This is a genomic window from Niveispirillum sp. (genome assembly GCF_052437035.1).
Lineage (GTDB): Bacteria > Pseudomonadota > Alphaproteobacteria > Azospirillales > Azospirillaceae > Niveispirillum.
The window spans coordinates 235,326-261,504 of record NZ_JBQVOH010000003.1; the positions used below are offsets into that span (position 1 = coordinate 235,326).

A 26,179-nucleotide genomic window follows, 5' to 3' on the forward strand; every position below is an offset into this window, starting at 1 on the left:
AGTTGACACATATAACTGTCAATCAATATTTACACTTTTTAACCGTCTGGCCCCGCCTTGCTATCGGCGGGCGGTGACCATAGTGGCGATCAGCGGGTTCGACGTGGTCACCGTGCGAACCGCCTGAAAGCCGGCGGATGACAGAAAGCCGGCGATTTCCTGCGCGCTACGGCAGCGCCCGGACCCCATGGCCAGGAAATAGAAGCCGAAATAGGCGGCGCTGAGACGCGCGCCTTCCGACTTTCCATCCATGGCTTCAGCGATGATCAGCGTCGTTCCGGGGCGCAACGACCGGTGGAGATTGGCGAGAATGGCCGCCACCCGCGAATCATCATGGTCGCAGAGAATCCGGACCAGGGTGACGCAATCGGCATCATCGGGCAGCGGATCGCGAACGAAATCCCCGCCATGAACTCGTGTGCGCGCGCCCAACCCCAGTGATTCCAGATGGTGGACGGCACGGTTGGCGACGGCGGGAAGGTCGAACAGCCGAAGTTCCAGGCCTGCATGGCGGTCGGCTGCGGCTGCCAGGAACGCGCCGTCGCCACCCCCGACATCCAGAAGGATGTGCGACTGTCCGAAATCATAGGCTGTCAGGATGCAGTCTGCCATCATGGCCTGGCTTTCCCGCATCAGCAGGGAATAGCCATCGACCTCTGCCGCCTGTGGCCCCCCGGTCCCCGTATCCCGGACATAGGCCCAGTATTGGCGCAGTTCCGTCTTTGCGCCGGCAGTGCGCAGCAGATGGTCGGGTTCGGTCAGGTCGCGATATAGCATGGCATGGTGCAGCACCATGGCACCGAGTCCCCGGTCACTGGCCAGCACTGCCCCGGCATCATCCAGCACCCAGAGGTCGGGTGCCGGTTCAAGCAGAAGGCCCAGGGAAACGCTGGCCCGCAGCAGCACGCGCAGGCGCCCCTCCGGGATGCCCAGACGCGCGGCCAATGCCCCGGTTGTCGCCGGCGCGTCCTGCAAGGTCTCATAAAGCCCCAGCCGGACACCGGCTAGCAGCACCTGGGAGAAGATGAAACCGCCGGTCAGGCGGAACAGGTCATTGGCCTTGCGGTTGCCGATACTGCGCAACAGCGGCAGCCGGGCAATCAGCCGGCGGAAACGGGGCGAGGCCACAAGCCGGTTGCGCCAGAGCCGCAGGCGCAGGGCAAGCGGCAGGCTGTCCGTCAGGACCGGCGGGATAATCTGGCTTTTGGCGGACTGTGCCGACATGCCTGTGTCAAGCTGCGCTGACAGAGAGCGTCTTTGGCATCAGCCGCGTCGCCTCGTTTCGGATCATCGCGCGGAACGCATCCCGACCGGCACAATCGGGCACACTGTCCGCAGCCGTTTCCACCAGGGTGCGCAGATGGTTTAGCACGGCGGGAATGCCGAGCGAGATTGCGATGTTGGGCTTGCCATTGCGCCCATCCTGGCCGACCGGCTTGCCCATGCTGCCCGTCAGGCCGATGGCATCATAAAGATCATCCGCCACCTGATAGGCAGAACCCAGGGCATCGGCCAAAGTCAGCCAGTCCTGCGGGCTGCCGCCGGATGCCAAGGCGCCGGCAGAAACCGCGCCCGCGAACAGCGACGCCGTCTTGGCGCGATGATACTGGGTGATGTCGATCTCCGGCTCACTCTCCCACGCCTGGCCGGCGACAAGCCCATAGGGTGACCCCACGGCCTTGGCGATGGTGGCAATCAATGGTGCCGTCAGGCGGGGATTGTGCAGGGTTTCCCGCGCCACCGTCTCAAACGCCGCCACGATCAGGCCGTCACCCACCAGAAGGGCAATATCCTCCCCGAACTCCATATGCACGGATGTCTGTCCCCGGCGGGTGGCGGCATTGTCGAAGCAGGGCATGTCGTCATGCACCAGGGAGGCGCAGTGCAGCAACTCAATCCCCACAGCCGCCGCGTTGGCGGCCTGCGGGTCCCGGTCACCGCAGGCCGTCGCCACCGCCAGACACAGACGGGGCCGGATGCGTGCGCCGCCGGGGAAAACCGCGTGACGCAGCCCCTTGGCCAGAAGTGGAGGGCAGCCATTGGCCGTTGACAGCCGCAGGGCGAGCTGCAGTCCGGTTTCGATGCGCTCGGGCAAATCCATGGGGCCGTCTCCTTGCACTTATTTGTCAATTTCATTTGACGATAAAAAGTGTAAATCTAAATTGACACACCTTAAGCGAATGTCAATCCGCGAGGGACGGGCGTGAGCGGCGGAACTGAAAATGACGTGGTGATTGTTGGTGCCGGGATGGGCGGCCTGTCGGCTGCCCTGGTTCTGGCCAGTGCCGGTTTCAGGGTTGTGGTGGTTGATGGCGCGGCGGGGCCGGGCGGAAAACTGCGGCAGGTCGCGGCTGGCCGGCAGTCATTCGATGCCGGGCCGACCGTTCTGACCATGAAGTGGGTGTTCGATGCGCTTCTTTCCCGATGCGGCACGGCGTTGGAGTCGGAGGTTGGATTGGTCCGCTCCGACCTGCTGGCCCGGCATTACTGGCGGGGCGGTGAAGGGTTGGACCTGTTCGCGGATCTGGACCGCAATGCCGATGCCATCGGCGATTTCGCGGGCGCGCGAGAGGCTGCTGGCTTCCGACGCTTTGCCAATGACAGTGCCCGCATCTATCGATTGCTGGAACGCAGCTTCATTGATGCGCCCCGGCCCAATCCCTTATCGCTATCGGCCCGTATCGGGCTGCACCGGCCAGGGTCGTTGCTGGCGCTGAAGCCGTACAGCACGCTGTGGTCGGCGCTGTCGGACTATTTTGCCGATCCGCGTCTGCGGCAATTGTTCGGGCGCTATGCCACCTATTGCGGTTCGTCGCCGTTCCTGGCACCGGCCACACTGATGCTGGTGGCGCATGTGGAACAGGATGGCGTGTGGATCGTTGAGGGCGGCATGCATCTTCTGGCCCGGCGCCTGATGGCGGTGGCGGAGCGTCTGGGGGTCGTGTTCCGGTTCGCAGAGAATGTCGTGTCCATCGATAAGGACCGTTCGGGCCGTGCCGTTACGGGTGTCACGACCGACCAGCAGCGGCAGATCGGGGCGGCATCGGTGATCTTCAATGGTGATGCAGCGGCCCTTGCCCCGCTGCTGGAGCCGGGCGAACTGCCACGCCGGCGGATGGGGCAGCGGTCTTTGTCGGCGCTGGTGGCCTGCGGTTCGGCCATCCCGTCGGGCGTACCGCTGGCCCATCACACAGTTTTCTTTTCCGACGATTACAAGGCGGAATTCGACGCCATCCTGCATCAGCGACGCCCACCGGCGGACCCCACCATTTATGTCTGTGCCCAGGACCGCACCGATGCCGGCGCCTTGCGTGGGACGGTGGCGGGGGGCGGGGAACGGCTTTACAGCCTGATCAACATGCCGGCGGACGGCGATGGCCATGCCTATACGGAAAGCGAGATCGACCGATGTCTGTCTTCGATGGAACGTCGTCTGGCCCGCAACGGGCTGACCCTGCCGTTCGACAGGCGGGTGATGTCGATCACGGCACCGGACGGGTTCAACCGTCTGTTTCCGGGTACGGGCGGCGCGCTGTACGGGATGGCATCGCATGGCGCCATGGCGTCCTTCCGACGGCCATCGTCGCAGGGCCCGATCACGGGCCTGTATCTGGCGGGGGGCAGCGTGCATCCGGGACCAGGGGTACCGATGGCGGCCCTGTCGGGCAAGATCGCCGCCGAACGGTTACTGGCGGACCGGGCTTTGATCGACCGGTCCCGCCCGGTGGCTATCACTGGTGGTATGCCGATGCGGTCAGTGATTGCGGACACTACGCCCTGACCATCATTGCCTTCATCGGCTCCGTCTTCTCCCCCTACTATCATTGGTCCGGGCGGGAGCGGCCGGAGGATCATGTCGCCTTCAACGTCGCGCTCTATGGCCCGAACGGCAATATCTGGTGCATGACCGAACGCGGGCAGGCCAGTCTGGACCGTGGGCGGGATCACCTGCGGATCGGGTCCAGCGGCATGGCGATGCACGATGGCAGGCTGGTGATCGATTTCACGGAAACGGCCCTGCCCTGGCCGGGGCAGCGCCTGTTGCCACGCCGGGTCACCGGACGGGTTGAGTTGCACCCGGATATTGTCAGCGACGGCTATGTTGACCTGGATTCGGAGGGGCGGCACGTCTGGTCCCCCCGCATGCCCAAGGCCACGGCAATTGTCAGCTGCGATGCGCTGCCGGACGGTGGCTGGCGGGGGCGTGCCTATCATGACATGAATTATGGCCAGCGCCCGGTTGAACAGGATTTCATCGGCTGGGACTGGGCGCGGGGTAATGTGGGTGCCGGCGGCGATGCCGTCATCCTTTATGATGCCACACCGTGCATTGGGGCGCCCCGCCGTCTGGCCCTTCGCTACAGCGCTTCAGGAACGCCTGACATCCTTGACCTGCCGGCGCGTCAGGAACTGCCACGTGGGTTCTGGGGCGTGCGCAGTGGTATTGCCTGTGACGCGGACTGGTCCCCGACGCTTATCACGCGGCTGGAGGATTCGCCCTTTTATACACGGGCCTGTGTAGAGACTACGCTGGATGGACAACGACTGGAGATGGTCCATGAGACGCTGGATTGCCGCCGGCTGTCCAACCCATTGGTGCGGTTGATGCTGCCCTTCCGCATGCCGCGTCGGGCCCGGTCGGGGTGAGGTCACGGGGTATTGTCATCTGTCTTGGCCTGCTTGGCCTCCCGCGCGGCGCGATCCTGCTTTTCATATCTGCGCAGGTCACGCCGCTGCCAGATGTAGAAGGCGATGGCGAGGCCGAAGACCATTCCCGCCTCGATCAGCCCGAAATAATTCTCAGCCAAGATGCGCCACCTTTTGCCAGCGCTGCAGCCGTCGCGCACGCCGGTCTTCAATCCGCCGCCGGTGGAGATCCATCAGGATGCTGGTTACCCGCTCAATCTGTGATCCCTGACTTTCCGTCGCCACACGCTGCCTTTCCGCCAATGCAAGGGCGTCGGCTGCGGCGGCAACAAGGCGGGCAACCGATGGATCGGCGGGCGCCGATGCGGCCATGGCGACCTTATCCGGGCACAGGATGACAGGCCGGCTGGCCCGCAATACCAGGGACAGTTTGCGCAACAGCGTGGTCCGGGCGCGCTGGGACACACTGTCATAGCCGTTTTGGGCGATGCAGCGCCCGATATCCTGATAGGTCAGGGCGGCGGTGCGGATGGCGTGCCGGCAGCCGGCGGGCAGGCGGGCAATGCCGGCATGGCCCAGCAGGTAATGGCGATCCGCCTCGTCCAACAGCCGTTTCACCACCCCGGCCAGCGCCGGCGTGAAACGGGGATCGCGCAGAAATGCATCGCCCTCTATGCCGGCGTCGCGCAGCCAGTCCAACGGCAGGTAGAGCCGTCCATTGCGTGCATCCTCCCCCACATCGCGGGCGATATTGGTCAACTGCATGGCAAGGCCCAGGTCGGCGGCCCGCGCCAGCGTCCAGGCATCGCCGGTCCGCATGACCAGCGACATCATCAGCCCGACAGTAGAGGCCACCCGCGCCGCATATTGTTTCACCTCCGCAATGCTGCGGTACCGCCGGTCCACCATATCCATGGCAAACCCGTCCAGCAGGGACAGCGGTATGGTCTTGGGAATGCTGTGACCACTCACAATGCGTTCAAAGGCGCGGTCACAGGCATGGTCGCAGGGCATGCCCTCATAAATCCTGTCCAGCCGTTGCCGCAAGCGCAACAGGGCGTCGGGCCGCCGGGCCTGATCATCGATCAGATCGTCGGAATGGCGGCAGAAGGCGTAGAGCGCGTGGGCCGCCTGACGTGTGCCGCGTGGCAACAGCAGGGAGGCGATGTGAAACGATTTCGATCCCCGACGGATGGAGGCGGTGCAGGCATCCAGATCCACCCCGTCACCGGTAAAGCCGTAATTCATGTCCACCGTCCGGCGCGGGGCCAAGCGGGCCTTGTCAGGGCCGTCGGATGAAATCCCGATATCGTCGCAATCATTGGCGGGTAGTCTGTCCCTCACGGTCGATTACTCCCCCTGCCGTGACCAGTGACCGCAGCGGCATCCGGAACCAGCCCATCCACGATCCGCGCGGACGACAGAACACCGGGCAGCCCCGCGCCCGGATGCGTACCGGCCCCGCACAGGAACAGATTGTCCAATTCCTCGCTGCGGTTATGGGGGCGGAACCAGGCGCTTTGCAGCAGCTTCGGCTCCAACGCGAATGCCGCCCCCTGCCAGGACAGAAGCCGGTCGCGGAAATCCAGCGGCGTGGCCATCTTGGACACGACGACATGGCGCTCCAGATCAGGCAGAAGCGTGCGCGACAGATGGGCGGCGATCCGCTTCCTATAGGTTTCCGCCATGTCCTGCCAATCTGTGGTCCCGCCCAGGTTCGGAACCGGGCTCAACACATAGAAGGCGTCGCAGCCGTCAGGTGCCACGCTGGGGTCCACAGCGCTGGGGCGGTGTAGGTAGAGGCTGAAATCATCGGCCAGATGCTGCCGCTTGAAGATGTCGGTCAACAGGCTCTTGTACCGGGGGCCGAACAGCATGGTGTGGTGATAGACATCGTCATAGCGACGGTTGGTACCGAAATACCAGACGAACAGCCCCATCGAATAGTCGCCGCGTGCGATCTTTGCATCGGTCCAGCGGCGGCGGGGATGATGGCTCAACAGCTTGCCATAGGTGGTGGCCGGGTCACCGTTGGAGATGACGATATCCGCCGGTACAATCTCTCCCGATTTCAGGCGTACGCCTGTGGCACGGCGCCCCTCCGTCAGGATGGTTTCAACCGTTTCCCCCAACCGGATGACACCGCCATTGCGGCGAACGAGATTGGCGATGCCATGGACCAGGGCGTTTGTGCCTCCCATGGCATAATGCACCCCATACCGCCCCTCCAGATGCGCGATCAGGCAATAGAAGGAGGTGGCGGAAAAGGGATTGCCGCCAATCAGCAGCGGATGAAAGGAGAAGATGTTGCGAAGCCGTTCGTTCCTGAAATGCTTGGAAACAACCGAATAAACCGAGCGATACCCGCCCAGGCGGACCAGTCCTGCCAGGGTCTTGGCGGTGAAGGCCAGGCTGTGGAATGGCTGGTCGGCCAGTTGTTCAAAGGCCACCTCATAAATGCGGCGGCTTTCATCCATGAAGCTGCGATAACCCGCAGCGTCGCGCGGGTCGAAACGCGCAACCTCCGCCTCCATGGCCGCCGGATCGCCGGAATAGTTGAACCAGGCGCCATCATCGAAACGGATCTTGTAGAACGGGTTGCAGGGCCGGATCTGCACATCATCGGACAGGCGTCCACCGCAATCACGCCAGAGATCTTCAAACATCCAGGGCGCGGTGATGATGGTTGGTCCGGCATCGAAGATGAAACCATCCTGCCGGTGGGCGTAGGCCCGGCCCCCCGGTGCATCCAGCGGATCGATGATGGTGACGCCATAGCCGCGCGCCGCCAGCAGGGCGCCCGCCGACAGGCCGCCCACACCTGCACCGATGACCACGGCCTGTGGCCGTGACGGGTCGGGTGCCTGGACGTCGGGCCTGATATGGGGGGTGATCATGTTCATGCGGCATCCACCCGGCTGGCGGGTCGGGCCTGTATGGCGTCGGCAATCAATCCCGCGACCATCTCGGCCCTGACTTCATGCACAAGGTGACCGCCACGATCCACCAGCCTAAGCCGGGCATCCCGCGCGATATCCCCCGCATGGCGAGTGTCTGACCAGGGAACCATGGGGTCATCCTTTGCGGCGATCAGTGTGGGCGGGACGGGTAGGGCCGCTAGCAAGGCATCGAACCGTGTCAGATCCCATGCCGCCATCATGCCCAGCGCACCGCGCACATGACCGGAGGAAGTGAGCAGGCGGCGATAGAGCACTGCCCCGGTATTGTCGATCTGCGATCCTGTGGCCGTCAGCAGGTTGTCGCCGAACCAGCCGCCCCGTGCCACCGCCGCGAACAGGCTGGCCGACAGGGGGGCGGCGAACAGCGCCTTCGCCAGGGGGGAGAAGATCCGGTCCCCCCGGATGGGCCGAAAGGCGCCATTGATGGTCACCACCGTGGGGGGCGGCTTGACCGCGTCGCCCGTGCCCAACGATACCGCGATGGCCGCACCCGCCGAATGGCCGATGATGACCGCCGGCACAATGCCAAGGGCGGTGATCAGCGCCTGCACCGCCATCCGCATGCCGTTCAGCGACAGGTCGGGCCAACGCTGTGGCCGCGTGAAGCCATGACAGGGCAGATCAGGAGCCACGACGCGGTGTGTGGCGGCCAGGACCGGCAGCAGATAACGCCAGGAATGGCTGGCGGCACCGGTCCCATGCAGCAGCAGCAGGACCGGCGCGTCGGCAGGCCCCATTTCCTGCACATGCCAGCGCAGCCCGGCGACATCGACAAAGCGGCTGGCCGCCCGATGGGGCCAGTCCAGTCCGTCCCTGTTCCAGTCCAGCCAGCTGCCGTCCATCATACCGGTGGCCCCCGATGCATGGAGGCGCGGACAATTTCCGACATGTGGGCGGCGTTGGCCTGACGCAGCAGATGCAGATCCGCGCCCAGCAGACCTGCCAGATTGGTGACGCTTTCACGCGGCCGCCGCGCAATATCGATGCAGATGGATTTCAGGCCCTGTGCACGATAAAGCCGGGCGATGGTTTCCGTCTGACGTCCGGCCAGCGCCCGGTCGGCAGTACCGTCCAGGGCAATATTGCCGCTGCCATCGGTCATGACCACCACGACCGGCGTGCTGCCCCGGCGGCGCGCGGCCAGCGCCATTTCCAACCCGCGCTCCAGCCCGGAGGCGAGCGGCGTCGGTCCCCCGCCCGGCAGCGCCGCCAGCTTGCGTTTGGCAGCCACCAGCGACCGTGTCGGCTGCATCAGGATTTCAGCGGCCTTGCCCCGGAAGGCGATCAACGACACCTCATCCCGGCGGACATAGCAACTGGCCAGCAATTGTTCGATGGCCCCCTTGGTTTCACCCAACCGTTCCAGTGCCGTGGAGCCCGAGGCATCCACGACGAAAATGGCTGTCGATGCCTGTTGATGCTTCCGCCGGCGATAGCGGAAATCCTCCTTCCGGATCAGCAGGGCGGGGGGAGCGGCCCCGGTCTGTGCTGCCATCAGGCGGGTGCGCAGCCTCTGCCAGGGGGCGGCGGCGCGGAGGGTTTCCACCAAATCGGGTCGGGCGTCGGGAAAGGGGGGCGTGCTGCTGCTTCCAAAGGGGCGGCCGCGCCGGACATTGCGGGCCGTTGCCCCGCCCTTGCCGGTACGGCTTCCCTGCCGCGCTGCCCGTTCACCGACCGTCAAAGTCAGACCGTCCACCGCCCCCTGTTCCACAGCGGCAAGCAGTTCCGTCAGGCTGTCCAAATCTTGCGGCGTTCCATTGCCCTCGCTTTCGCCGGCATCTCCAAGTGGGGGCTGGCTCTGTGCGTCACGCGCGGCGGCGGGTTCCGGTGGTGGTGGGGCCTGATCGGCTGAAGGCTGGGTTTGCGTCAGTCTGACACCCAGGCAAAGACGCAGGGCCGCTACGGCATCCTGTGCCTCCGCAACCACCCGCCCGCCAAGGGCCGCATGGATGCGGGTTACCTTCGATACGTGATGGAGGACACGGACAGACATGTGGCCGGTTGCACTGCTGATGGCGCAAAGCTGCTCCATCATGCCATCGTCCAGGCGAACCGAGCGCCAGTCCGTTACAGGCGCCGGCGCCGTGTCCGGCACCACCGCTTTAATGGTTTTCAGCATCACGCCATCCAACTGGATATGCAGACCCAGCCGGTCGGACAGGCAGGACGGTATCATCTCCTCCGGTGCCGATGCCTCGTCCAGGGCCACGATGGTGACGCGGCTGGGGTGCCGTGCTTCGTTGGCGTTTGGCCGCAAACGGGGGCAGGTGCCTGTGTCCATTGCTTCGGCGATCATGGCCGCCGCCCCGGGGTCAAGCCGTTCGGCCATGGGAATGAACAGGATGCCCGCATCCGCTGCAGCCAGGATGCCGCTGTCCCAGACAATGCGCCCTGCCGCAGTGGAGCGGGCAATATCCAGATGCCCGCACAGCGCCGTGGCGGTGGTGCCCGGCGGCAGCCTTGTCGCCCGGCGCGGCTGGTTCAGGGTGCAGAGATGATCTAGGAAATGATCACGAATACCCGAGGCCCGCGCCGTCAGCCAAAGGCCCCCGATGTCCGGGCCTGCAACAGCCAGAATCTGCGCTGCGGTCAGGGCGTCGCGCCAGCGATCCTCGCTTTGCCGCTGCAACGCGCCAAAGGGTCCGTCGCCATCCTCATGCATGGCCGTGCCCGGCATCAAGCGCCGCCAGGGCGCGTTCGATCCGGGGGGCGGTTCCCGCCTCGTCCATTGGATCGCGGCGCAGACGATGGCAAAGCACCATCGGCGCCACCTCCTCGATATCCGTCCAGTTTACCTCCAAGCGCCCATCCAGCGCCGCCGACGCACGCCCCGCCCGCATCAGGGTCAGTTCACCACGCATCCCATCGATGCCCAGCCGCATGCATAGCTGTGACAGGCGGAACAAGATGGCATCGGGCACCGCTACCTGCCTCATGATCTTGCGCGCGGCCACGACCCGGCTGCGGATGGCGGTGTCCCGCTTGGCCCAGCTTGCCACGAATGCTTCCGGATCAGTTTCATAGGCATCGCGGCGACGGATCACTTCGATCCGCTGCTTCAGGTCCATGATGGTGCGTACTTCCACCGACAGGCCGAACCGGTCCAGCAATTGCGGTCGCAGGTCGCCTTCCTCCGGATTGCCGCTGCCGACCAGCACGAAGCGGGCGGCGTGCCGGATACTCAACCCTTCCCGTTCCACCACGTTGACGCCGGATGCCGCCGCATCCAGCAGCAGGTCAACAAGGTGATCTTCCAGCAGGTTGACCTCATCAATATATAGAAAGCCGCGATTGGCGGCGGCCAGCAGGCCCGGCTCGAACGCCCGTTCCCCCGCCACCAGCGCCTTTTCAATGTCCAGCGATCCGCAGACCCGGTCCTCCGTCGCACCCAGAGGCAGGTCGACCATGGGCGTGCGGATCTTCACCAATGCCGGCTTTTCCGCCCCCGCAGCCTGACAGCGGGTGCAGGCCGGCTGCGGGTCATTCGGCTGACAGTTATATCGGCAATTGGTGCGCGTCTCGATCTTCGGCAAAAGCTCGGCCAGGGCGCGGACAGCGGTCGATTTTCCTGTGCCCCGGTCACCCATGACAAGCACCCCGCCCAGCAGCGGTTCAACCGCCGCCAGCAGCAGCGCCTTCTTCATATCCTCCTGACCGACGATGGCGGAGAATGGAAACGGCTTAGGCATGGGACACGTTTCCCCAGAAGAGTGTCAATCAACATTGACACTTTCCCGTGCCTTTATGAAGGGGAAATTGACACCCCGGCCAATAAATCGCCGTCGGGAGAAGGGATACAGGAGTGCCTAAGCCTGAAGGGCCCCCAGGTGGGCTACCGCCTCCTCCAGCCCGATGACGTCGGCATATTTGGCGTGGAGGTCGAACAGGTTGGCCTCTTGCACACGCGCATCACGGTCACCCACGGCCTCTCGCACCACCAGGGGCACAAACCCATGCTGGCAGGCATCCAGTGCTGAGGCGCGGACACAGCCCGAGGTGGACAGGCCCGCGATCAGCAACGTGTCAATCCCACTGGACGCCAGGGTGGATGCCAGGGAGGTGCCGAAAAAGGCGCTGGCATATTGCTTGGTGATGACGGGTTCCCCTGCGATGGGTTCCAATCCCTCCGCGAAGGATGCCCAGTGCGGATGCAGGCCGCGTTCAAAGCAGGACAGGGCCTTGACCTTGCGGAAGAAAACGCCGCCGTCCACACCGCCCGGCGTATAGGCGACATTGGTGTGGAGGACCGGGATGCGCGCTGCGCGGGCCGCCAGCAGCAAGGTTGCTGCCTGACCCCGTACCTTTTCCACGCCGGCATAAAGGGGGCAGGCGGGATCCAGATAGGCATTCACGAAATCGATGATCAGAAGTGCAGGGCGTTTGCCCCAGCCCAGCCGATTGCCGAACCCCGCCTGTGCATAATCAGCATCCAGGTCCTGTGCCATGGTCAGATGATCCCTGCGGTTTTCAACTCGGCCAGACGGTCTTCGCCCAGCCCCAGAATTCCACCCAGCACCTCGACCGTGTGTTCACCCAGTTCCGGTCCCGGATGGACCACACCGCCCGGCGTATCGGACAGGCGCGGGGCCACATTCTGCATGGCCAACTTGCCGAAGATCGGATGTGCCACCTTGATGATGTTCTGCCGCGCTTTGAAATGCGGGTCTTCCATCATTTCCGGCGCGCGATAGATGCGACCGGCGGGCACCCCATGCTTTTCCATCAGGTCCAGCAGCAGGCTGGATTCGACCGTACGGGTCCAGTCGGAGATCAGATCATCCAGTTCCTGCTGCACGGCACCACGCGCCGAATGGGTGGCATAGCGCGGGTCGGTGGCCAGTTCCGGGCGCCCCATCGCCTCGGCCAGCCGCTTGAACACTGTGTCCTGGTTGGCGGCGATCAGGATCATCTGCCCGTCGCTGGCCGGGTAGACATTGCTGGGCGCGACATTGGGCAGGATGGGGCCGGTACGTTCACGAACGTAACCAGTCTGATCATATTCCGTGACCAGACTTTCCATCATGGCCAGTACCGCCTCGTAAATGGCGCTATCCACCACCTGACCCCGACCCGTGCGTTCGCGCGCATGAACCGCCATCAGGGCGCCCAGGGCGGCATAGGTGGCAGCCAGGCTGTCACCGATGGAAATGCCCATGCGCGAGGGCGCCGTGGACGGATCACCTACGACATAGCGCAGACCGCCCATGGCCTCCCCGATGGAGCCATAGCCGGCCTGGGACGAGTAGGGGCCGGTCTGGCCAAAGCCGGTGACACGCACCATCACCAGCTTAGGATTGATCTGCGACAGCACATCATAGCCCAGGCCCCAGCGTTCCATGGTGCCGGGGCGGAAATTCTCGATCAGGATGTCGGACTTGGCCACCAGATCGCGCACAATCTGCTGCGCCTGCTTTTCGCGCAGGTTCAGGGTCACCGACTTCTTGTTGCGGGCGACCACGGGCCACCATAGCGACTTGCCATGCGGCTTTTCCCGGCCCCATTCGCGCATCGGGTCACCGCTGCCGGGCTGTTCCAGCTTGATCACCTCCGCCCCGAAATCCGCCAGCAGCTGACCACAAAAGGGGCCGGCCAGAAGCTGCCCCATCTCGATCACGCGCAGGTCCGTCAGGGGGCCCTGGCGCTTGGCCACCTGTCCCGTGCCGTCATTGGTGTCGATGCCCTGGTCCGTCACCATCATCTCCCGATCAATGTATACATTCGGTTTTATCGGTCAGCAGGTCCGCCGGTGAATGGCGGGCGACTGGAATTCCGCTAAAAGATGCACATATTAAGGCCTGATGGCAAGGGGTGGTGGGGTTTAAATCTGCTGTTTAAATCCTCTTGTCAGGGTCGCGTCTCGCATGGTTGTATACATTTGAGTGTGATCAGGGCGCGTCGGGCGGCAAGCCCGCATGCCTGTAGCAAGGAAGCAGCGGATGCCTTCCCAGGTGGAAATCGTCGAGGTCAGCCCTCGCGACGGATTGCAGAACGAAGCCACTCCCGTCAGCACCGATCAGAAGGTGGAACTGATCAACCGCGCCATTGCGGCGGGTGCAAGGCGGATCGAGGTGACCAGCTTCGTGAACCCCAAGCGCGTGCCGCAGATGGCCGATGCCGAGGCGGTGCTAGCGGCGTTGCCGCGTGGCAATGGCGTCTCCTATATCGGGCTGGCCATGAATGGCCGTGGGTTCGATCGGGCGCTGGCCGCCGGGGTGACGGAGGTCAACTACGTCCTGGTGGCGTCCGATACCTTCAGTCAGCGCAACAATGGCGCGCCCACGATGCAGACCTTGACGGGCTGGGCAGAGGTGGCGGCGGCGGCCAAGGCTGCAAAGCTGCCAACCAGTATCACCATCGGCGCGTCCTTCGGCTGCCCCTTTGAAGGGGAAGTGCCGGTGGAACGCGTGGTGGAGGTGGCGAAACGCGCCGCCGACCATGGCGTGGATGAAATTGCGCTGGCCGACACGATCGGCGTCGCCAGCCCCGCCGATGTGGTGGAACGGTTTGCCGCCGTGTCGGCGGCGCTGCCCGGTATCCGGCTGCGTGCCCATTTCCACAATACCCGTAACACCGGTATCGCCAATGCCTATGCTGCCGTGATGGCCGGTGTGGGTGTGCTGGACAGCTCGCTGGGCGGCATTGGCGGCTGCCCGTTTGCACCGGCGGCCACGGGCAATATCCCGACCGAGGATCTGGTCTACATGCTGAACCGCATGAAGATCGGGACAGGCATCGACCTTGCCGCCGCCATCGAGGCCGCTAGTTGGTTGGAAGGGATCATCGGACGCCGGAACCCGGCAATGCTGGGCCGGGCGGGTATCTTCCCGCCGCCGGCGAAGACGCAATAGCGGCGGGAAAAATCCACGCCGCATCAAAAGCAGAAAACATTCGGGAACAGGAGTTTTAGGATGGCTTACAGGCTCGGCGTGGACGTGGGGGGAACCTTCACGGACCTGCTGCTGATCGAGGATGAGACGGGTGAAACCTTCCGCGACAAGGTGCCGTCCACCCCGCATGACCCGTCGGTCGCTGTCGTCACCGGCACCCTGAAAATCTGCGCCAAGGCGGGTATCGACCCGAAGGATGTGCAGCTTTTCATGCACGGCACCACGGTTGCCACCAACACGGTCCTGACCAGTACCGGCGCGCGCGTCGGTCTGGTGACCACCGACGGCTACCGTCAGGTGCTGCATATCGCCCGCAGCTTTGTGCCGGGCGGTCTGGCCGGCTGGATCGTCTGGAACAAGCCGCCGCTGACGGCCCCGCTGGAATGCACCGTGGAGGTGCCGGAACGTATCGGTGCCGACGGGTCCATCGTCACGCCGCTGGACGAGGCCGCGCTCCGCACTGCCCTGGAAAGGCTGAAGGGGGAGGGGATCGAGGCCCTGACCATCGCCTTCATCAATGCCTATCGCAATGACGCGCATGAGGTGCGGGCCGGACAGATCGCGCGGGAATTGTTCCCCGACCTACCGGTGTCGTTGTCGTCCGAAGTCTTGCCGGAGATGCAGGAATATGAACGCGCCCTGACGACCGTCGCCAATTCCTATGTCCGCCCGCGCGTGGCCAATTATGTGCGCAACCTGAAGGCCGAGCTTAACAAGGCCGGCATGAATGGGCAGATGAACCTGCTGCGCTCCGACGCCGGGTTGATGAGCTTTGAGAAGGCGCAGGACCATCCCGTCAATCTGCTGATGAGTGGGCCTGCCGGCGGTGTGGCAGGCGCCCTGTGGGTCTGCGGCAAGTCGGGCTTCAAGAACCTGCTGACCGTGGATGTCGGCGGCACGTCAACCGACGTGGCGTTGATCGAAAATGGTCAGCCGCGTCTGGCGCGGGAGACGGAGTGCGGCGACCTGAAGGTGCGCGCCACCTCGCTGGATATCCGTACCGTGGGGGCCGGCGGCGGGTCCATCGCCTTTGTCCCGGAATTGACCAAGGCGCTGCGTGTCGGCCCGGCGTCGGCTGGTGCCGTGCCCGGCCCTGTCTGCTATTCCCGTGGCGGGGACAAGCCGACCGTGACAGACGCCAATGTCGTGCTGGGTTACCTGCCGGAGGAGTTGCTGGGCGGCACCATGCGGCTGGACCGGCCAGCGGCGGCGGCATCGGTACAGGGGATTGCCGACACGCTGGGCATTGATCTGTCGGCGGCGGCCAATGGCATCTATTCCATCGCCAACGAGACGATGATGGGTGCCCTGCGCCTGATCTCCGTCCAGCAGGGCTATGACCCGCGCGATTTTGCGCTGGTGGCCTTTGGCGGGGCGGGTCCGCTGCATGCCAATGCGCTGGGCAAGCTTCTGGGCAGCTGGCCCGTCATCGTGCCGCCCAGCCCTGGCGTGCTCTGTGCCTTCGGTGACGCCACCACGCGTCTGCGCGCCGAACGGGCCAAGTCGGTGGGCAAGGTTTTTGCCGATGTCACCAATGGCGATGTTGCCGGCCTGCTGGCCGACCTGCGTGCCGCCGTGGCGCGGGAACTGCTGGCGGAAGGCGTGGCCGAAACGGACCAGGAAATCACCTTCGAAGCGGGTGTGCGCTATTCCGGTCAGGCGTTTGAAGTGTCTCTGCCTGTGGCCCTGGACGGGTTTGCCGATGGCGGACTGGAGGCATTGGCTGCCGCGTTCGATAAGGAACACGAGCGGCTTTTCACCTTCTGCCTGGACAGTGACCGCGAACTGGTGACGGTGCGCGCCACGGCCCTTGGCAAGGCGTCGGCCATCCGGCTGGAAAAGCTGCCCAAGGGTAATGGCGATCCGTCGGCGGCCAAGGTGCGCGACCATGCGATATGGGCCGATGGCAAGGAGCATCCGGCTATAATCTATGACCGGGCCAAGCTGAAGGCCGGGGATTTCATCACGGGTCCCGCCATCATCTGTGAGATGGACAGCACCACCGTGCTGCTGCCCGACCATGGGGCGGAGGTTGACGATTACGGGCTGATCCTGATCCGCCCGCTCGCCACCGCCTGACGATACTTCTGGAAAGAGGGACAGACCCATGGTTGCCAAGATCATCGAAACCAACCCCACCCCGTTTCAGAAGATCGCCATCGACCCGATCACGCTGGACATCATTGAAAACGCCCTGCGCAATGCGCGGGCCGAAATGGACGCCACCCTGTTCCGTACGGCCATGTCGCCCGGCATCCGTGAGCAGGGCGACGCCTTCCCCCTGATCGCCAACAACGAAGGCAAGATGGTGGTAGGGCAGTTCGGCTCCTTCCTCGGCGGCTTTCTGAAGAACTACAAGGGTACGATTGAGGACGGGGACATCATCTGGCTGTCCGACCCCTATTCGGTAGAGGGCGCCATCAGCCATCTAAATGACTGGCTGGTGATCCTGCCGGTATTCAAGGATGGTAAGCTGGTCGCCTGGACCTGCCATTTCGGGCATCAGACCGATGTCGGCGGCAAGGTGCCGGGTAGCCTGCCCACCGACGCTACCTCCATCTTTCAGGAAGGCATCCGCATCCCGCCCGTGAAGCTTTACCGCAAGGGTGTGTTGAACGAGGATCTGCTGGAACTGGTGCTGAACAATACCCGCACACGGGATTGGTGCCGGTCGGATCTGAACGCCATCATCGCGTCCTGCCGCATCGCCGCGCGGCGCATCACGGAGCTATGCAGCCGTTTCGGAACCGAGACGTTCGTTTCTGCGACGGGAGAGTTGCTGGAGCGGAACAAACGCGCCATGGCCAAGCTGATCGCCACCTCGATCAGTGAGGAGAAGGTCAGCTTTGAGGATTATATCTGCGACGATGGCCGCGGCTATGGCCCCTACAAGCTGAAAGCTACCATGTGGCGCGAGGGGGAGAAGGTGATCCTGGACTGGGAAGGCACCTCGCCCCAATCGGAAAGCTCCATCAACTTCTACCTCAATGAAAACATGCTGAAGATGTTCTTCGGCATCTACATGATCATGGTCTTCGACCCGCAGATTTTGTTCAATGACGGCTTCTACGATCTGGTGGAAACGCGCATTCCGGAAGGATCGCTGCTGAAGCCGAAATATCCCGCCGCCCTGTCCTGCCGTACCCATGGCATTGGCCGTGTGTTCGACGTACTGGGCGCGCTTTTGGGCCAGCGCACGCCGGAATTCCTGAACGCGGCCGGCTTCTCCTCCTCCCCGCATTTGATGCTGTCGGGCAGCTATCGCGGGTCGGGGAAATATTATCAGCTGTTCCAGATCGGCTTCGGCGGCATTCCGGGCCGGCCCTTTGGTGACGGGCCTGACGGGCATTCCCTGTGGCCCAATTTCACCAATGTGCCCAACGAGTTCCTGGAAGCCTATTTCCCGCTGCGGATCGAGCGGTACGAGACCATCCCCGACAGTGGGGGCCCTGGCCTGCATCGCGGCGGCAATGGTGTCCGCATCGCCTATCGCTTCCTGGAGCCCGGCGCCATCGCCATCCATGATGACCGCTGGTTCACCTATCCATGGGGCGTGAATGGCGGCGAACCGGGCTGGCGCTCCCGCCGCGTTCTCATCCGCGCTGATGGTACGGAAAAGGTGCTGGCCGCCAAGATCGACGATATCCAGGTCCGCCCCGGCGACCTGTTGATCTTCGACACCTGGGGCGGTGGCGGCTGGGGCGACCCCCTGGCCCGCGATGCTTCTTTGGTGGCGGGCGATGTGAAGCGCGGGCTGGTGACGGTGGATGGCGCAAAGCGTTATGGTGTGGTCCTGGCCGCCAATGGGGGCGTGGACATGACTGCGACGGAGGCATTGCGCGACAGCCTGCGTAAAGCACGCGGTGACACCAGCCTGTTCAATTTTGGCGCCGGTATCGAGGAACTACGCGAACGCTGCCTTGCCGAGACCGGCTTGCCAGCCCCAGTCGATCCGGCGATGCAGGAGAGTGTGCGGGCTGCCTGAATGTGTTGATTGGCGGGGTCGCTTACAGCGGTCCCGCCGTTTACTCCGCCGCTTCCCTCGCCCCCACCGCCTTCTCCGCCCGGCTCGCCTCAATCGCGTGCCAGGCGGCGGCGATGTGGCTACGCATGACGGAGCCGGCCCAGGCGCCGTCGCGCACCTCGAACGCTGATACAATTTCCATATGGTGGCGCAGGCTGCGGCGCAGCGCCTCGGCGTTGTAGCGGTGGAAGGTGCGCAAGACCAGCGGGACCTCCACCACCTGCGCCATCATCAAGGACAGGCGCTGTGTGCCGGCGGCCTGGATGATCAGGCGATGGAATTCGCCATTGGCCTCCGCGATGCGGGACAGCGCGTCGGGTGTCCCCTTGGCTTCCAGTGCCAGCATCTCCTCCGCCAAATGGCGCAGGCGTACCACCTGTTCCGGGCTGGCGCGTTCGGCGGCGCGTTCGACGGCGTAGCCTTCGAGCATGGCGCGCAGATCGAAGATTTCCTTGATCTCGTCCAGCGACCAGTCGGCGACGAAGGCACCGTGGTTGCGCATGAACTTCACCGCCCCCTCGGCATTCAACCGGCGCAGCGCCTCGCGGATCGGCGTGCGGCTGACGCCGATCAGGTCGGCCAGTTCGCCTTCCTTCAGGTGCGCGCCGGGGGGGAATCGGCCGGCATGGATGGCGTCGCGGATTTCGGCATAGGCCTTTTCGACGGCATTACTCATCGCTGTATGTCCTGGTGGGTTCCGTCCCGGCGGTGTGACGCTTGTTCTTAGCGCAAGGAACCCTGTTCGCACCACCCATCCGTTCTGCCGGGCCGGTACGTTGAGTGACAGATCCCTGCGCTGCGCAGCCTTTGGGGGCCAGCGCGGCTTTCGCGTCACATTCCATCCATAAAGTATACAATGTCATGCATCGGTGCTTGCCGAAAGCGGAATCTCATATAAGTTTTTGCTGAGGCGAGCGGTACGGCGAATAGTCGGGCCAACCCCGGAAAATCAATAAAATCCATAGAACAGCGGAGACAAGAGATCATGCGCAACGGTATTTCCTTAGGCCACCTGCTGACCGGCACGGCCATCTGTGCATCCATGATTGTATCCAATATGCCGGCCCAGGCGCAGAACGCCCCGTCGGCGGGCGCCAGCAACCCGATCATGCTGGAGGAGATCGTCGTTACCGCCCGCCAGCGTAACGAGACGGCGCGCGAAACCCCGGTTGCCGTGGCGGCCTTCACATCCGAGACCATTGAAAAGGCAGGCATCTCCGGCCCGGCTGATTTCCTGGCCCTGACGCCCAATGTCAGCTTCCTGCAGACCACCAATGTCGGTGAAAGCCAGGTGCATATCCGCGGCGTGATCCAGCCGCGCGATGCCGAACCGCCCTTTGCCTATGTTCTGGATGGCGTGCTGGTGCCCAATCCCAACGCCTTCAACCAGGAAATGGTGGATATTGAGCAGATCGAGGTGATCAAGGGGCCGCTGGGGTCGATCTATGGCCGCAACGCCATTGGCGGCGCCATCCTGGTCAACACCAAGAAGCCTGGCGACACGCCCGAGGGTCAGGTGCAGGCGGGTTATGAGTTCCGGGGCAATGAATACAAGGTAGGCGGCTATGTCGGCGGTCCGCTGGTGGAGAACAAGCTGTTCGCCCGCATCACGGCGGTACACAAGGATCGCAAGGGCTATTACGACAATATCACCTTGAAGGAGAAGGAAGATCCCTTCACCGAGAGCTTGGTGCGCGGCCGCCTCGTCTATAAGGCGACGGAGGATATCGAGGTCGATCTGTCGGCTGGCTATGGCGAGATCGAGGGCTATGCCTTCAATTTCAACAACCAGACGGCAGGCACGCCCGGCTTCGTCAATGGCGTGAACATTAAGGACACGTCCATCCCCTATGCCGGCAATGTCCGCAGCTTCAACAATCAGGAACGTGTCGACCTGTCGGGCAAGATCGACTGGAACGGCGATGCCGGCACCCTGACCTTCACCGCCGCCTATCATGACCTGAAGGAGAATATGGGCGGCGAGGGTGCTGTCGATCTGGCGCTGTTCGGCGTGCCGTTCCCCGGTGGGCCGGCGCCGACGGATTTCTTCACCAATCCGGCCCTGATTGAAGGTTACGGCCCCACCCTGCGTGATGGTACGCAGTATCAGGAGCGTAATCAGGACGATACGTCCTTCGAACTGCGATTTACCTCTCCGGGCGAGAACCGCCTGCGCTACATCGCCGGTGCCTATTACATCAAGTTCAACCGCGAGGTCGTGCTGAACCGTGGCAACGATCTGGGGCAGGGTGTGATTGTATCCGATCCGCTGGGCGGTCCCGCCAACCCCATCGTGGCCGTCACCTGGACCGACAATGCCAACGAGGCCTGGGCCCTGTTCGGTCAGTTGGCCTATGACATTACGCCCGAACTCGAAATATCCACCGCCATGCGGTACGACAAGGAAGACCGCAAGTCCAAGAACCTGACGCCGGCCGCTTACTCCCCCATCCCCAATGTCACGGGTCTGGTCCGGTCGGATAATTTCAGCGCCGCACAGCCGCGCGTCTCCCTGCGCTGGAAGGCCACCGATGACGTGTCGCTTTACGCCACCTACGGCGAGGGCTTCCGTTCGGGCGGTTTCAATCCGCTGGGCAGTCGTTTCAACATCATCAATGTCGATGGCGTTCGCAACACCACGGTTCAGGATGCGTTCGGCAAGGAGACGTCGTCGTCTTATGAGGCGGGTGTGAAAAGCCGCCTTCTTGATGGGCGCCTGACCCTGAATGTCGCGGCGTTCAGCACGAAGGTCGAGAATGCACAGTTCTTCCAGTTCTTCCCCTTCTCGCTGTCGCGCGTGATCTCCATCGTGGACCGCAATCAGATCAAGGGTTTCGAACTGGACGGGCAGGCGCGAATTGCTGAAGGCCTGGACCTGTTCTTCGGCTATGGTTACCTGGACAGCGAGATCAAGAAGAATGCTGAACTGCCGCAGACCGTGGGCAACCGCTTCCCCTTCACGGCCAAGTATGACGTGATCCTGGGTACGCAGTACACGGTCCCGGTCTTCGCCGACTATGACATGTCGGCGCGTGTGGAGTATAACCGCACCGGCCCGATGTTCTTTGACACGCTGAACACGCCGGGCACGGAACGTCCGGCCCTGGACCTCGTCAATGTCCGTCTGGGTGTGGAGAACGAGACCTGGGGCGCCACGCTCTATGCCCGTAACCTGTTTGACAAGCGGTACAATGTCGATGGTGTGGTCCTGGTCGTGCCCAACACCACCGTCTTCAACTTCACCACCAAGGCCCCGCCGCGCACGGTTGGCGTGGAATTGAAGGCCCGGTTCTGACCAAGGTCCTGCTTCCGGGTCGGTTCGCCGACCCGGAATGTGGGCCTATCGCGTCAGCAATTGTACCGGTCCCAGAAGACCGGAAGGCAGCAGTTGGGCATCCGCACCATAGGCGGGGGCCTGGGTGTAGGTGATCTTTTCTGCCCCCGGCTGAGCATCGCCGATCAGGCGATTGACCCAAAGATTGGTTACCTTCACCTCAATCCGGTTCCGACCCGGCGCCAGGTGCGGTGTTATCTCAATCCGGTAAGGCGGATGCCACAGCAGGCCCACGGGTTGGCCGTTGATGCTGATCTCTGCGATGTCCCGCACCACGCCCAGATCCAGCAGCACCGGTTGGCTTTGCCCGATCCGGCCCTTTGGCATATCAAATGTCTGGCTGTATTTGGCTGTGCCGGAGAAATAGCGGATGCCCGGCTCCGTCCGTTCCGTCCATGACATAAGCCGGTCGAAGCGGCTTTGGGCGGGGGCGCCGCGTTGGGCCTGGAACTGCACCTCCCATGGCCCCTTCAGTTCAAGCATGGGCCGCAGGGGTGGGGTTTGCAGGTCCAGCTTGTCCGACAGGGAGGCTTTGCGGAACAGCACGAAAAATGCCTCGTGCCCATCCATCGTCAGCGGCAGATATGTGCGGTCCTCTGCGATCCGGTAGGATACCGGATTAATAATGCCGGTTTCGGCCCGCGCCAGTTCCGGTGCCTTGCCGCTGATCCGGAAGCTGATCTCACCGTTGAGAGGTTCCGCCCGGCGGTTGCTGACGAAATAAAGGTCGCCATCGGGCAGACGGCGGTGCAGCACCTGTATATCCCCCGCCAAGGCACCGGAATCCCAGTCCGGTGTCAGGTTGCGGGTCTTTAGGGCTGTGTCCAGATCGGGATGAATGCGGCCTGACGCCCAGAGCTGATCGGCCAATATCCGGAACGTACCGGCATCATCGGCAAGGCTGGGCGTGCCCACGGGTTTCTGCCCCACGATGGTGGCACCCGCCGCCGCGAAGGCCGCGATCCGGCGCAGGACGGACAGCGTCATCATCCGGCTGGAACCGCCCAGCACCAGAATGGGATAGCGCACGCCGCTTTTGCCCACCAGATCCCCGTTTTCGACGGATAACTGGTTCAGCAGCCCATCCGCCCCGACGAAGTCGAACGCGTATCCGGCGGGGATATCGTTCAGGAAGCGCTCACCATAAAGCCCGGTGATTGGCGCCTCCTCCCCATAGAAATAGGCGATATCCCGCTGCGACTGCCCCTGTTGCAGCAGGTAGGAGGAGCGGGCGAGATAGTCGGTCCAGCCCCGCGCCTGTTCGGCCCAGGTTTCACCCCGGCTGAAATACTGGCCCAGTACAGTGGCAAGCGCCAAGCCGGGGACCCGCCCGTCGGTGAAGGGCTGATGCGGCGAGGTGTGGATGACCGGCCGGTTGACGCCCAGGGCGAATAATGTGTCTGCGGTCGGTTTCAGGTCGCGCGGGGAAAAAGCCCAGGGCTGCCCAAAGGCCGTGAAGGATTCGGCGGCCACCAGTTTCTGACCATAAATGTGGGCGACCGATGCCGCACCCTGGAGGTCGGCGACATAGGTGGGCTTGGGCTGTCCCCCCTTGGGCAGTGTCCACATGGCGCCCATGGGAATATCGGCATGGCACCGCATCTCCATATCGTCGCCAAGCTGCGGGCGCTGGTCCTCCAGCGCTTCAGCGTAGTAGGTCAGCCCATGGTCCCGCGCGGCCCTGGCCAGTACGCCATAATGGTTCTCGGCCAGCAGTTCGGCGATGGTACGGCGGAAATCCCAGAGGAAGCGGTCGCTGGCCTCCGCCCCGCCGATGACCGCACCGGTCAGGGTGGGCAGCCAGGGCAGGGCGTCATAGCCGCGCCGGGACCGGAATTCGGCCAGCATAGTCTCGGTCCAGTTCTGCGGCCCTGACTCGATACTGTCGGAGAGCAGGGCGCGGATGCCCTTCTCCCCCATCAGTTCCGCCCCGACCGCATCGCGGTACATGCCGAAATACCTGTTGGCATAGTCCCCGACATGCTGCGCATTCAGCTTGTCCACCTCCAGCCCCGTCGCTTCCTTCGGCGCCGGTGCGTTCTGGTGCCCGGTCAGGGAATATCCCAGCCGGACTACACGCCACCGCCCGGCGGGCGGAGCCCACTCCAGAATGCCATCGGGCCGCAGATGACGGGTCAGATCGATCACATTCCCCGGCGGCGGTGCGCCACCGACGGCTTCGGCGGGTGTGGCGATGGCGTAATAGTCGGGAACGGTGGCATACCCGGCCTTTTCCTCTGCCCGATGGACGCGCGGGGCGCTGTCCAGGTGGAATTCGGAAAGGCGGTAGTTTGCCGGGGGTGCCGGAAAGCGGGGCAGGACGACACCCGATGCCAGCGGGGGCGGACCGCCGGCGGATGATGCCTCCACCGACAGGGTAAGACGGAAATGCCGTGCCGTCACCGGCGCGAAGGAGGCGGAGCGAACGGGAGAGCGTGTGGCGGGCAGGGTGGTAATTTCGCGGAAAGCGACGCCGTCGTCACTGGCCTCCAAGCGGACCAGTGGCGGGACGGGTGAACCGAACCCGCGCGCCCCCGGCTGTCCGACCACGACAGAGCGGATGGTGACCGGTTTTTCAAAACTCTGCATGACCCAGGCGGCTGATGTGGGACCACCGAAGGGCAGGTCGATTGTCTCGCCATAGCGTTCGTCATTCATCAAGTGGGCGGGAACCGTGCCGCTGCTGGCCGTCAACCGCGCCGGGGGCAGGGGATCGGTCTGCGTCCGCCAGGCCAGGACAGCAATATCCCGGTAGAAGGCGGGTCCATCGCCACTGCCCGGCTTGATCAGGTTTCGCGGAACGTCCTGATAAGGGCCTGCCACGTCTGGCGGCTTTGATAAGGAAATGCGCTGCTTTCGCCCGCCCGTAACGGTGGTGCCACTCCATACCAGCTTCTTCATTGCCGCTTCGGGCGTGACCCAGGGGCCGCCCGTCGCACTCCATCCGGGGGAAGAGGCGATGGCGACATCCAGCCCCAGTTCCTTTGCCTTCGCGACAGAACTGCGTAGGGCCGCCTTCCAGGCTGGCGACATGTAGATCAGCCGTTCAGGAACCAATTGCGGCGTTTCCAGATTGCCTTCGAAAATCTGGACACCGCCGATCCCGGCCCCCTTCATCCATTCCAGATCAAGCTTCGCCCCGTCGGCGCTGACATTCCCATTCATCCAGTGCCACCAGACATGCGGACGTGCCTGGGCCGGTGGGTTACGGAACTGCTGGTCCAATGTGCCATCCGGCTCCCCGGCCAGCACCGGGGATACCAGCAGCAGGGTTGCGGCCAGACGAATGGCGGAAAGGCCCTTCGGCGTGATCATGATGTTCACTTTCCAAAGCCGGGGATTGTTCTAAGGCCTGCGCAGCGTGGCGCCTGCGCTGGTCAGTTCTTCAGATAGGAACTGATCATCTTGCACAGTTCCTGGACGACCCAGTCCGGGTGCTGCTGTGGCTTGGTCGGGCGCTGGGTTTCCGGTGTCAGCTGCCAGGCCAGGGCGAAGAAGATCATATGCAGCGCATAGGATGCCTTCAGGTCGAGATCGCCCGGAATGTCACCCGCGAACCTTTTCAACGCCTCATGCAGCCGTTTTGCGGCCCGCTGCTCATGCAGGTCACCCAGCGTTGCGGCGGCCGGGTCCGTGGCGGCGCGGCGGATATTGAGGCGGATGAAAAGGGAGTTGCGCTTCAGTACCTCAAAGAAATCAAGAACGTAGAGCTTGATGAACTGATCCAGCGAGGATGAGCGGTCAAGCGACTGCTGCTGAACCAGTGTTTCCGCGGCCTCGATCTCATGCATTTCGGCTTCAAGGACGGCACGGACCAGTTCGTCCTTGCTGCTGAACCGATGATAGATGGAACCGATGGAGACGCTGCCGGTGCTGCTCACCTCGTTCAGGGTGAATTCTTCGCCATCGCGTTCCAGCATCAGGTCGCGGGCGGCGGCGAGCATGCGTTTCAAGGAGGCCTGACTGCGCCCCTGCACCGGCTCTCGGTCCAGGCTGAGCGGAACCGGATCGCCCGATGGCACGGAAGCCCGGCGGGACCGCGCCGGGGATTGTCCGTTTTCAGGCGATTTCAGCTGTTTGACCATAAGCATTGCTTACTCCGAAGACGGCACATTTCGCAACGTCCGTTGCGAGGGATTTTCTGACCCTTGATCCGCCGACATATCTGATGCCGCCGGTTCCAACCCATGGGCTGTTTCTCGGGATGGGTAAGGGAGTTATTTCAGATCAATGACTTATGCTGTCATCCCCGCCCCCGTCGCGATCTGTCGGCCTTTTGGAGCATGATTTATTCGGGGGGCAAACAAGGGCACTTGACATCGTCCTT

The 26,179-nt window shown here is 63.6% G+C and carries 19 protein-coding genes; 6 read left to right on the forward strand and 13 right to left on the reverse strand.

The window, feature by feature from the left end; all coding sequences use genetic code 11:
- Positions 1 to 60: 60 nt before the first annotated feature.
- Together ACT6Q8_RS10330 and ACT6Q8_RS10335 are read right to left on the reverse strand one after the other, a co-directional pair.
- The gene (locus ACT6Q8_RS10330) at positions 61 to 1,224 is read right to left on the reverse strand and encodes a methyltransferase (RefSeq protein ID WP_444732293.1); all 1,164 of its coding nucleotides are present in this window, start codon (positions 1,222 to 1,224) and stop codon (positions 61 to 63) included.
- A gap of 7 nt (positions 1,225 to 1,231) precedes the next feature.
- Positions 1,232 to 2,101 carry a polyprenyl synthetase family protein gene (locus tag ACT6Q8_RS10335; protein ID WP_444732292.1) on the reverse strand — a complete coding sequence of 290 codons (870 nt, stop codon included), beginning with the start codon at positions 2,099 to 2,101 and terminating at the stop codon, positions 1,232 to 1,234.
- 102 nt (positions 2,102 to 2,203) lie between these two features.
- Here ACT6Q8_RS10335 and crtD point away from each other — a divergent pair, with 102 nt between their 5' ends.
- Both crtD and ACT6Q8_RS10345 read left to right on the forward strand, forming a co-directional pair.
- Positions 2,204 to 3,781 (forward strand): 1-hydroxycarotenoid 3,4-desaturase CrtD, encoded by a 1,578-nt coding sequence (crtD, locus tag ACT6Q8_RS10340; RefSeq protein WP_156344426.1) that lies wholly within the window; start codon positions 2,204 to 2,206, stop codon positions 3,779 to 3,781.
- A gap of 122 nt (positions 3,782 to 3,903) precedes the next feature.
- A complete protein-coding gene (locus ACT6Q8_RS10345; protein ID WP_444732291.1) occupies positions 3,904 to 4,647 on the forward strand; it encodes a carotenoid 1,2-hydratase in 744 nt (247 codons plus the stop codon).
- A 2-nt stretch (positions 4,648 to 4,649) separates the two neighbouring features.
- On the opposite strand, the gene ACT6Q8_RS10350 is transcribed toward ACT6Q8_RS10345, so the two are convergent.
- The 8 genes from ACT6Q8_RS10350 to ACT6Q8_RS10385 all read right to left on the reverse strand — a co-directional run bounded on the left by ACT6Q8_RS10350 (position 4,650) and on the right by ACT6Q8_RS10385 (position 13,305).
- Entirely contained in the window at positions 4,650 to 4,808 is a 159-nt protein-coding gene (locus tag ACT6Q8_RS10350; RefSeq protein ID WP_156344427.1) for a hypothetical protein, read from the reverse strand.
- The gene (locus ACT6Q8_RS10355; protein ID WP_444732290.1) at positions 4,801 to 5,991 is read right to left on the reverse strand and encodes a phytoene/squalene synthase family protein; all 1,191 of its coding nucleotides are present in this window, start codon (positions 5,989 to 5,991) and stop codon (positions 4,801 to 4,803) included. The genes ACT6Q8_RS10350 and ACT6Q8_RS10355 overlap by 8 nt, the downstream gene beginning before the upstream one ends.
- Positions 5,988 to 7,550, reverse strand: coding sequence for a phytoene desaturase (locus ACT6Q8_RS10360; protein ID WP_444732289.1), 1,563 nt, complete (start codon positions 7,548 to 7,550; stop codon positions 5,988 to 5,990). The genes ACT6Q8_RS10355 and ACT6Q8_RS10360 overlap by 4 nt, the downstream gene beginning before the upstream one ends.
- Complete coding sequence (gene bchO / locus ACT6Q8_RS10365) at positions 7,547 to 8,452, reverse strand: alpha/beta fold hydrolase BchO (protein ID WP_054166387.1); 906 nt, start codon at positions 8,450 to 8,452, stop codon at positions 7,547 to 7,549. Before bchO ends, ACT6Q8_RS10360 begins: the two co-directional genes overlap by 4 nt.
- On the reverse strand, positions 8,449 to 10,284 hold the full coding sequence (locus ACT6Q8_RS10370) for a VWA domain-containing protein (RefSeq protein ID WP_444732288.1): 1,836 nt from the start codon (positions 10,282 to 10,284) through the stop codon (positions 8,449 to 8,451). The genes bchO and ACT6Q8_RS10370 overlap by 4 nt, the downstream gene beginning before the upstream one ends.
- Entirely contained in the window at positions 10,262 to 11,296 is a 1,035-nt protein-coding gene (bchI, locus tag ACT6Q8_RS10375; RefSeq protein WP_054166389.1) for a magnesium chelatase ATPase subunit I, read from the reverse strand. Before bchI ends, ACT6Q8_RS10370 begins: the two co-directional genes overlap by 23 nt.
- A 117-nt stretch (positions 11,297 to 11,413) precedes the next feature.
- Positions 11,414 to 12,052, reverse strand: a complete 639-nt coding sequence (locus tag ACT6Q8_RS10380; RefSeq protein ID WP_054166390.1) for an isochorismatase family protein — start codon at positions 12,050 to 12,052, stop codon at positions 11,414 to 11,416.
- 2 nt (positions 12,053 to 12,054) lie between these two features.
- A complete protein-coding gene (locus tag ACT6Q8_RS10385; RefSeq protein ID WP_444732287.1) occupies positions 12,055 to 13,305 on the reverse strand; it encodes a CaiB/BaiF CoA transferase family protein in 1,251 nt (416 codons plus the stop codon).
- 238 nt (positions 13,306 to 13,543) lie between these two features.
- Between ACT6Q8_RS10385 and ACT6Q8_RS10390 the strand changes: the two genes are divergently transcribed.
- Genes ACT6Q8_RS10390 through ACT6Q8_RS10400 form a run of 3 tightly spaced genes read left to right on the forward strand, consistent with a single transcriptional unit; the run spans position 13,544 to position 18,479 of the window.
- The gene (locus tag ACT6Q8_RS10390) at positions 13,544 to 14,455 is read left to right on the forward strand and encodes a hydroxymethylglutaryl-CoA lyase (protein ID WP_444732286.1); all 912 of its coding nucleotides are present in this window, start codon (positions 13,544 to 13,546) and stop codon (positions 14,453 to 14,455) included.
- A gap of 60 nt (positions 14,456 to 14,515) precedes the next feature.
- Positions 14,516 to 16,573, forward strand: coding sequence for a hydantoinase/oxoprolinase family protein (locus ACT6Q8_RS10395; RefSeq protein ID WP_054166392.1), 2,058 nt, complete (start codon positions 14,516 to 14,518; stop codon positions 16,571 to 16,573).
- A gap of 28 nt (positions 16,574 to 16,601) precedes the next feature.
- Complete coding sequence (locus tag ACT6Q8_RS10400) at positions 16,602 to 18,479, forward strand: hydantoinase B/oxoprolinase family protein (RefSeq protein ID WP_444732285.1); 1,878 nt, start codon at positions 16,602 to 16,604, stop codon at positions 18,477 to 18,479.
- 40 nt (positions 18,480 to 18,519) lie between these two features.
- Here the strand turns inward: ACT6Q8_RS10400 and ACT6Q8_RS10405 are convergent, their stop codons facing one another.
- Complete coding sequence (locus ACT6Q8_RS10405) at positions 18,520 to 19,194, reverse strand: GntR family transcriptional regulator (RefSeq protein WP_082372005.1); 675 nt, start codon at positions 19,192 to 19,194, stop codon at positions 18,520 to 18,522.
- Positions 19,195 to 19,503: 309 nt separating this feature from the next.
- Here ACT6Q8_RS10405 and ACT6Q8_RS10410 point away from each other — a divergent pair, with 309 nt between their 5' ends.
- Positions 19,504 to 21,813: a TonB-dependent receptor gene (locus tag ACT6Q8_RS10410; RefSeq protein WP_054166394.1), complete on the forward strand. Its 2,310-nt coding sequence runs from the start codon at positions 19,504 to 19,506 to the stop codon at positions 21,811 to 21,813.
- A 45-nt stretch (positions 21,814 to 21,858) separates the two neighbouring features.
- On the opposite strand, the gene ACT6Q8_RS10415 is transcribed toward ACT6Q8_RS10410, so the two are convergent.
- Positions 21,859 to 25,167, reverse strand: a complete 3,309-nt coding sequence (locus ACT6Q8_RS10415; protein ID WP_444732284.1) for a glycosyl hydrolase — start codon at positions 25,165 to 25,167, stop codon at positions 21,859 to 21,861.
- A gap of 62 nt (positions 25,168 to 25,229) precedes the next feature.
- Positions 25,230 to 25,943, reverse strand: a complete 714-nt coding sequence (locus ACT6Q8_RS10420; protein ID WP_082372006.1) for a TetR/AcrR family transcriptional regulator — start codon at positions 25,941 to 25,943, stop codon at positions 25,230 to 25,232.
- Positions 25,944 to 26,179: the final 236 nt, after the last annotated feature.

Excerpts from the sequence above, each read along its gene's own strand:
- bchI (WP_054166389.1), bottom strand. The coding sequence starts at position 11,296 with ATGCCTAAGCCGTTTCCATTCTCCGCCATCGTCGGTCAGGAGGATATG.
- ACT6Q8_RS10380 (WP_054166390.1), bottom strand. The coding sequence starts at position 12,052 with ATGGCACAGGACCTGGATGCTGATTATGCACAGGCGGGGTTCGGCAAT.
- ACT6Q8_RS10335 (WP_444732292.1), bottom strand. The coding sequence starts at position 2,101 with ATGGATTTGCCCGAGCGCATCGAAACCGGACTGCAGCTCGCCCTGCGG.
- ACT6Q8_RS10395 (WP_054166392.1), top strand. The coding sequence starts at position 14,516 with ATGGCTTACAGGCTCGGCGTGGACGTGGGGGGAACCTTCACGGACCTG.
- ACT6Q8_RS10330 (WP_444732293.1), bottom strand. The coding sequence starts at position 1,224 with ATGTCGGCACAGTCCGCCAAAAGCCAGATTATCCCGCCGGTCCTGACG.
- ACT6Q8_RS10420 (WP_082372006.1), bottom strand. The coding sequence starts at position 25,943 with ATGCTTATGGTCAAACAGCTGAAATCGCCTGAAAACGGACAATCCCCG.
- ACT6Q8_RS10405 (WP_082372005.1), bottom strand. The coding sequence starts at position 19,194 with ATGAGTAATGCCGTCGAAAAGGCCTATGCCGAAATCCGCGACGCCATC.
- ACT6Q8_RS10390 (WP_444732286.1), top strand. The coding sequence starts at position 13,544 with ATGCCTTCCCAGGTGGAAATCGTCGAGGTCAGCCCTCGCGACGGATTG.
- bchO (WP_054166387.1), bottom strand. The coding sequence starts at position 8,452 with ATGATGGACGGCAGCTGGCTGGACTGGAACAGGGACGGACTGGACTGG.
- ACT6Q8_RS10385 (WP_444732287.1), bottom strand. The coding sequence starts at position 13,305 with ATGATGGTGACGGACCAGGGCATCGACACCAATGACGGCACGGGACAG.
- ACT6Q8_RS10345 (WP_444732291.1), top strand. The coding sequence starts at position 3,904 with ATGACCGAACGCGGGCAGGCCAGTCTGGACCGTGGGCGGGATCACCTG.
- ACT6Q8_RS10400 (WP_444732285.1), top strand. The coding sequence starts at position 16,602 with ATGGTTGCCAAGATCATCGAAACCAACCCCACCCCGTTTCAGAAGATC.
- ACT6Q8_RS10360 (WP_444732289.1), bottom strand. The coding sequence starts at position 7,550 with ATGAACATGATCACCCCCCATATCAGGCCCGACGTCCAGGCACCCGAC.
- ACT6Q8_RS10410 (WP_054166394.1), top strand. The coding sequence starts at position 19,504 with ATGCGCAACGGTATTTCCTTAGGCCACCTGCTGACCGGCACGGCCATC.
- ACT6Q8_RS10415 (WP_444732284.1), bottom strand. The coding sequence starts at position 25,167 with ATGATCACGCCGAAGGGCCTTTCCGCCATTCGTCTGGCCGCAACCCTG.
- ACT6Q8_RS10370 (WP_444732288.1), bottom strand. The coding sequence starts at position 10,284 with ATGCCGGGCACGGCCATGCATGAGGATGGCGACGGACCCTTTGGCGCG.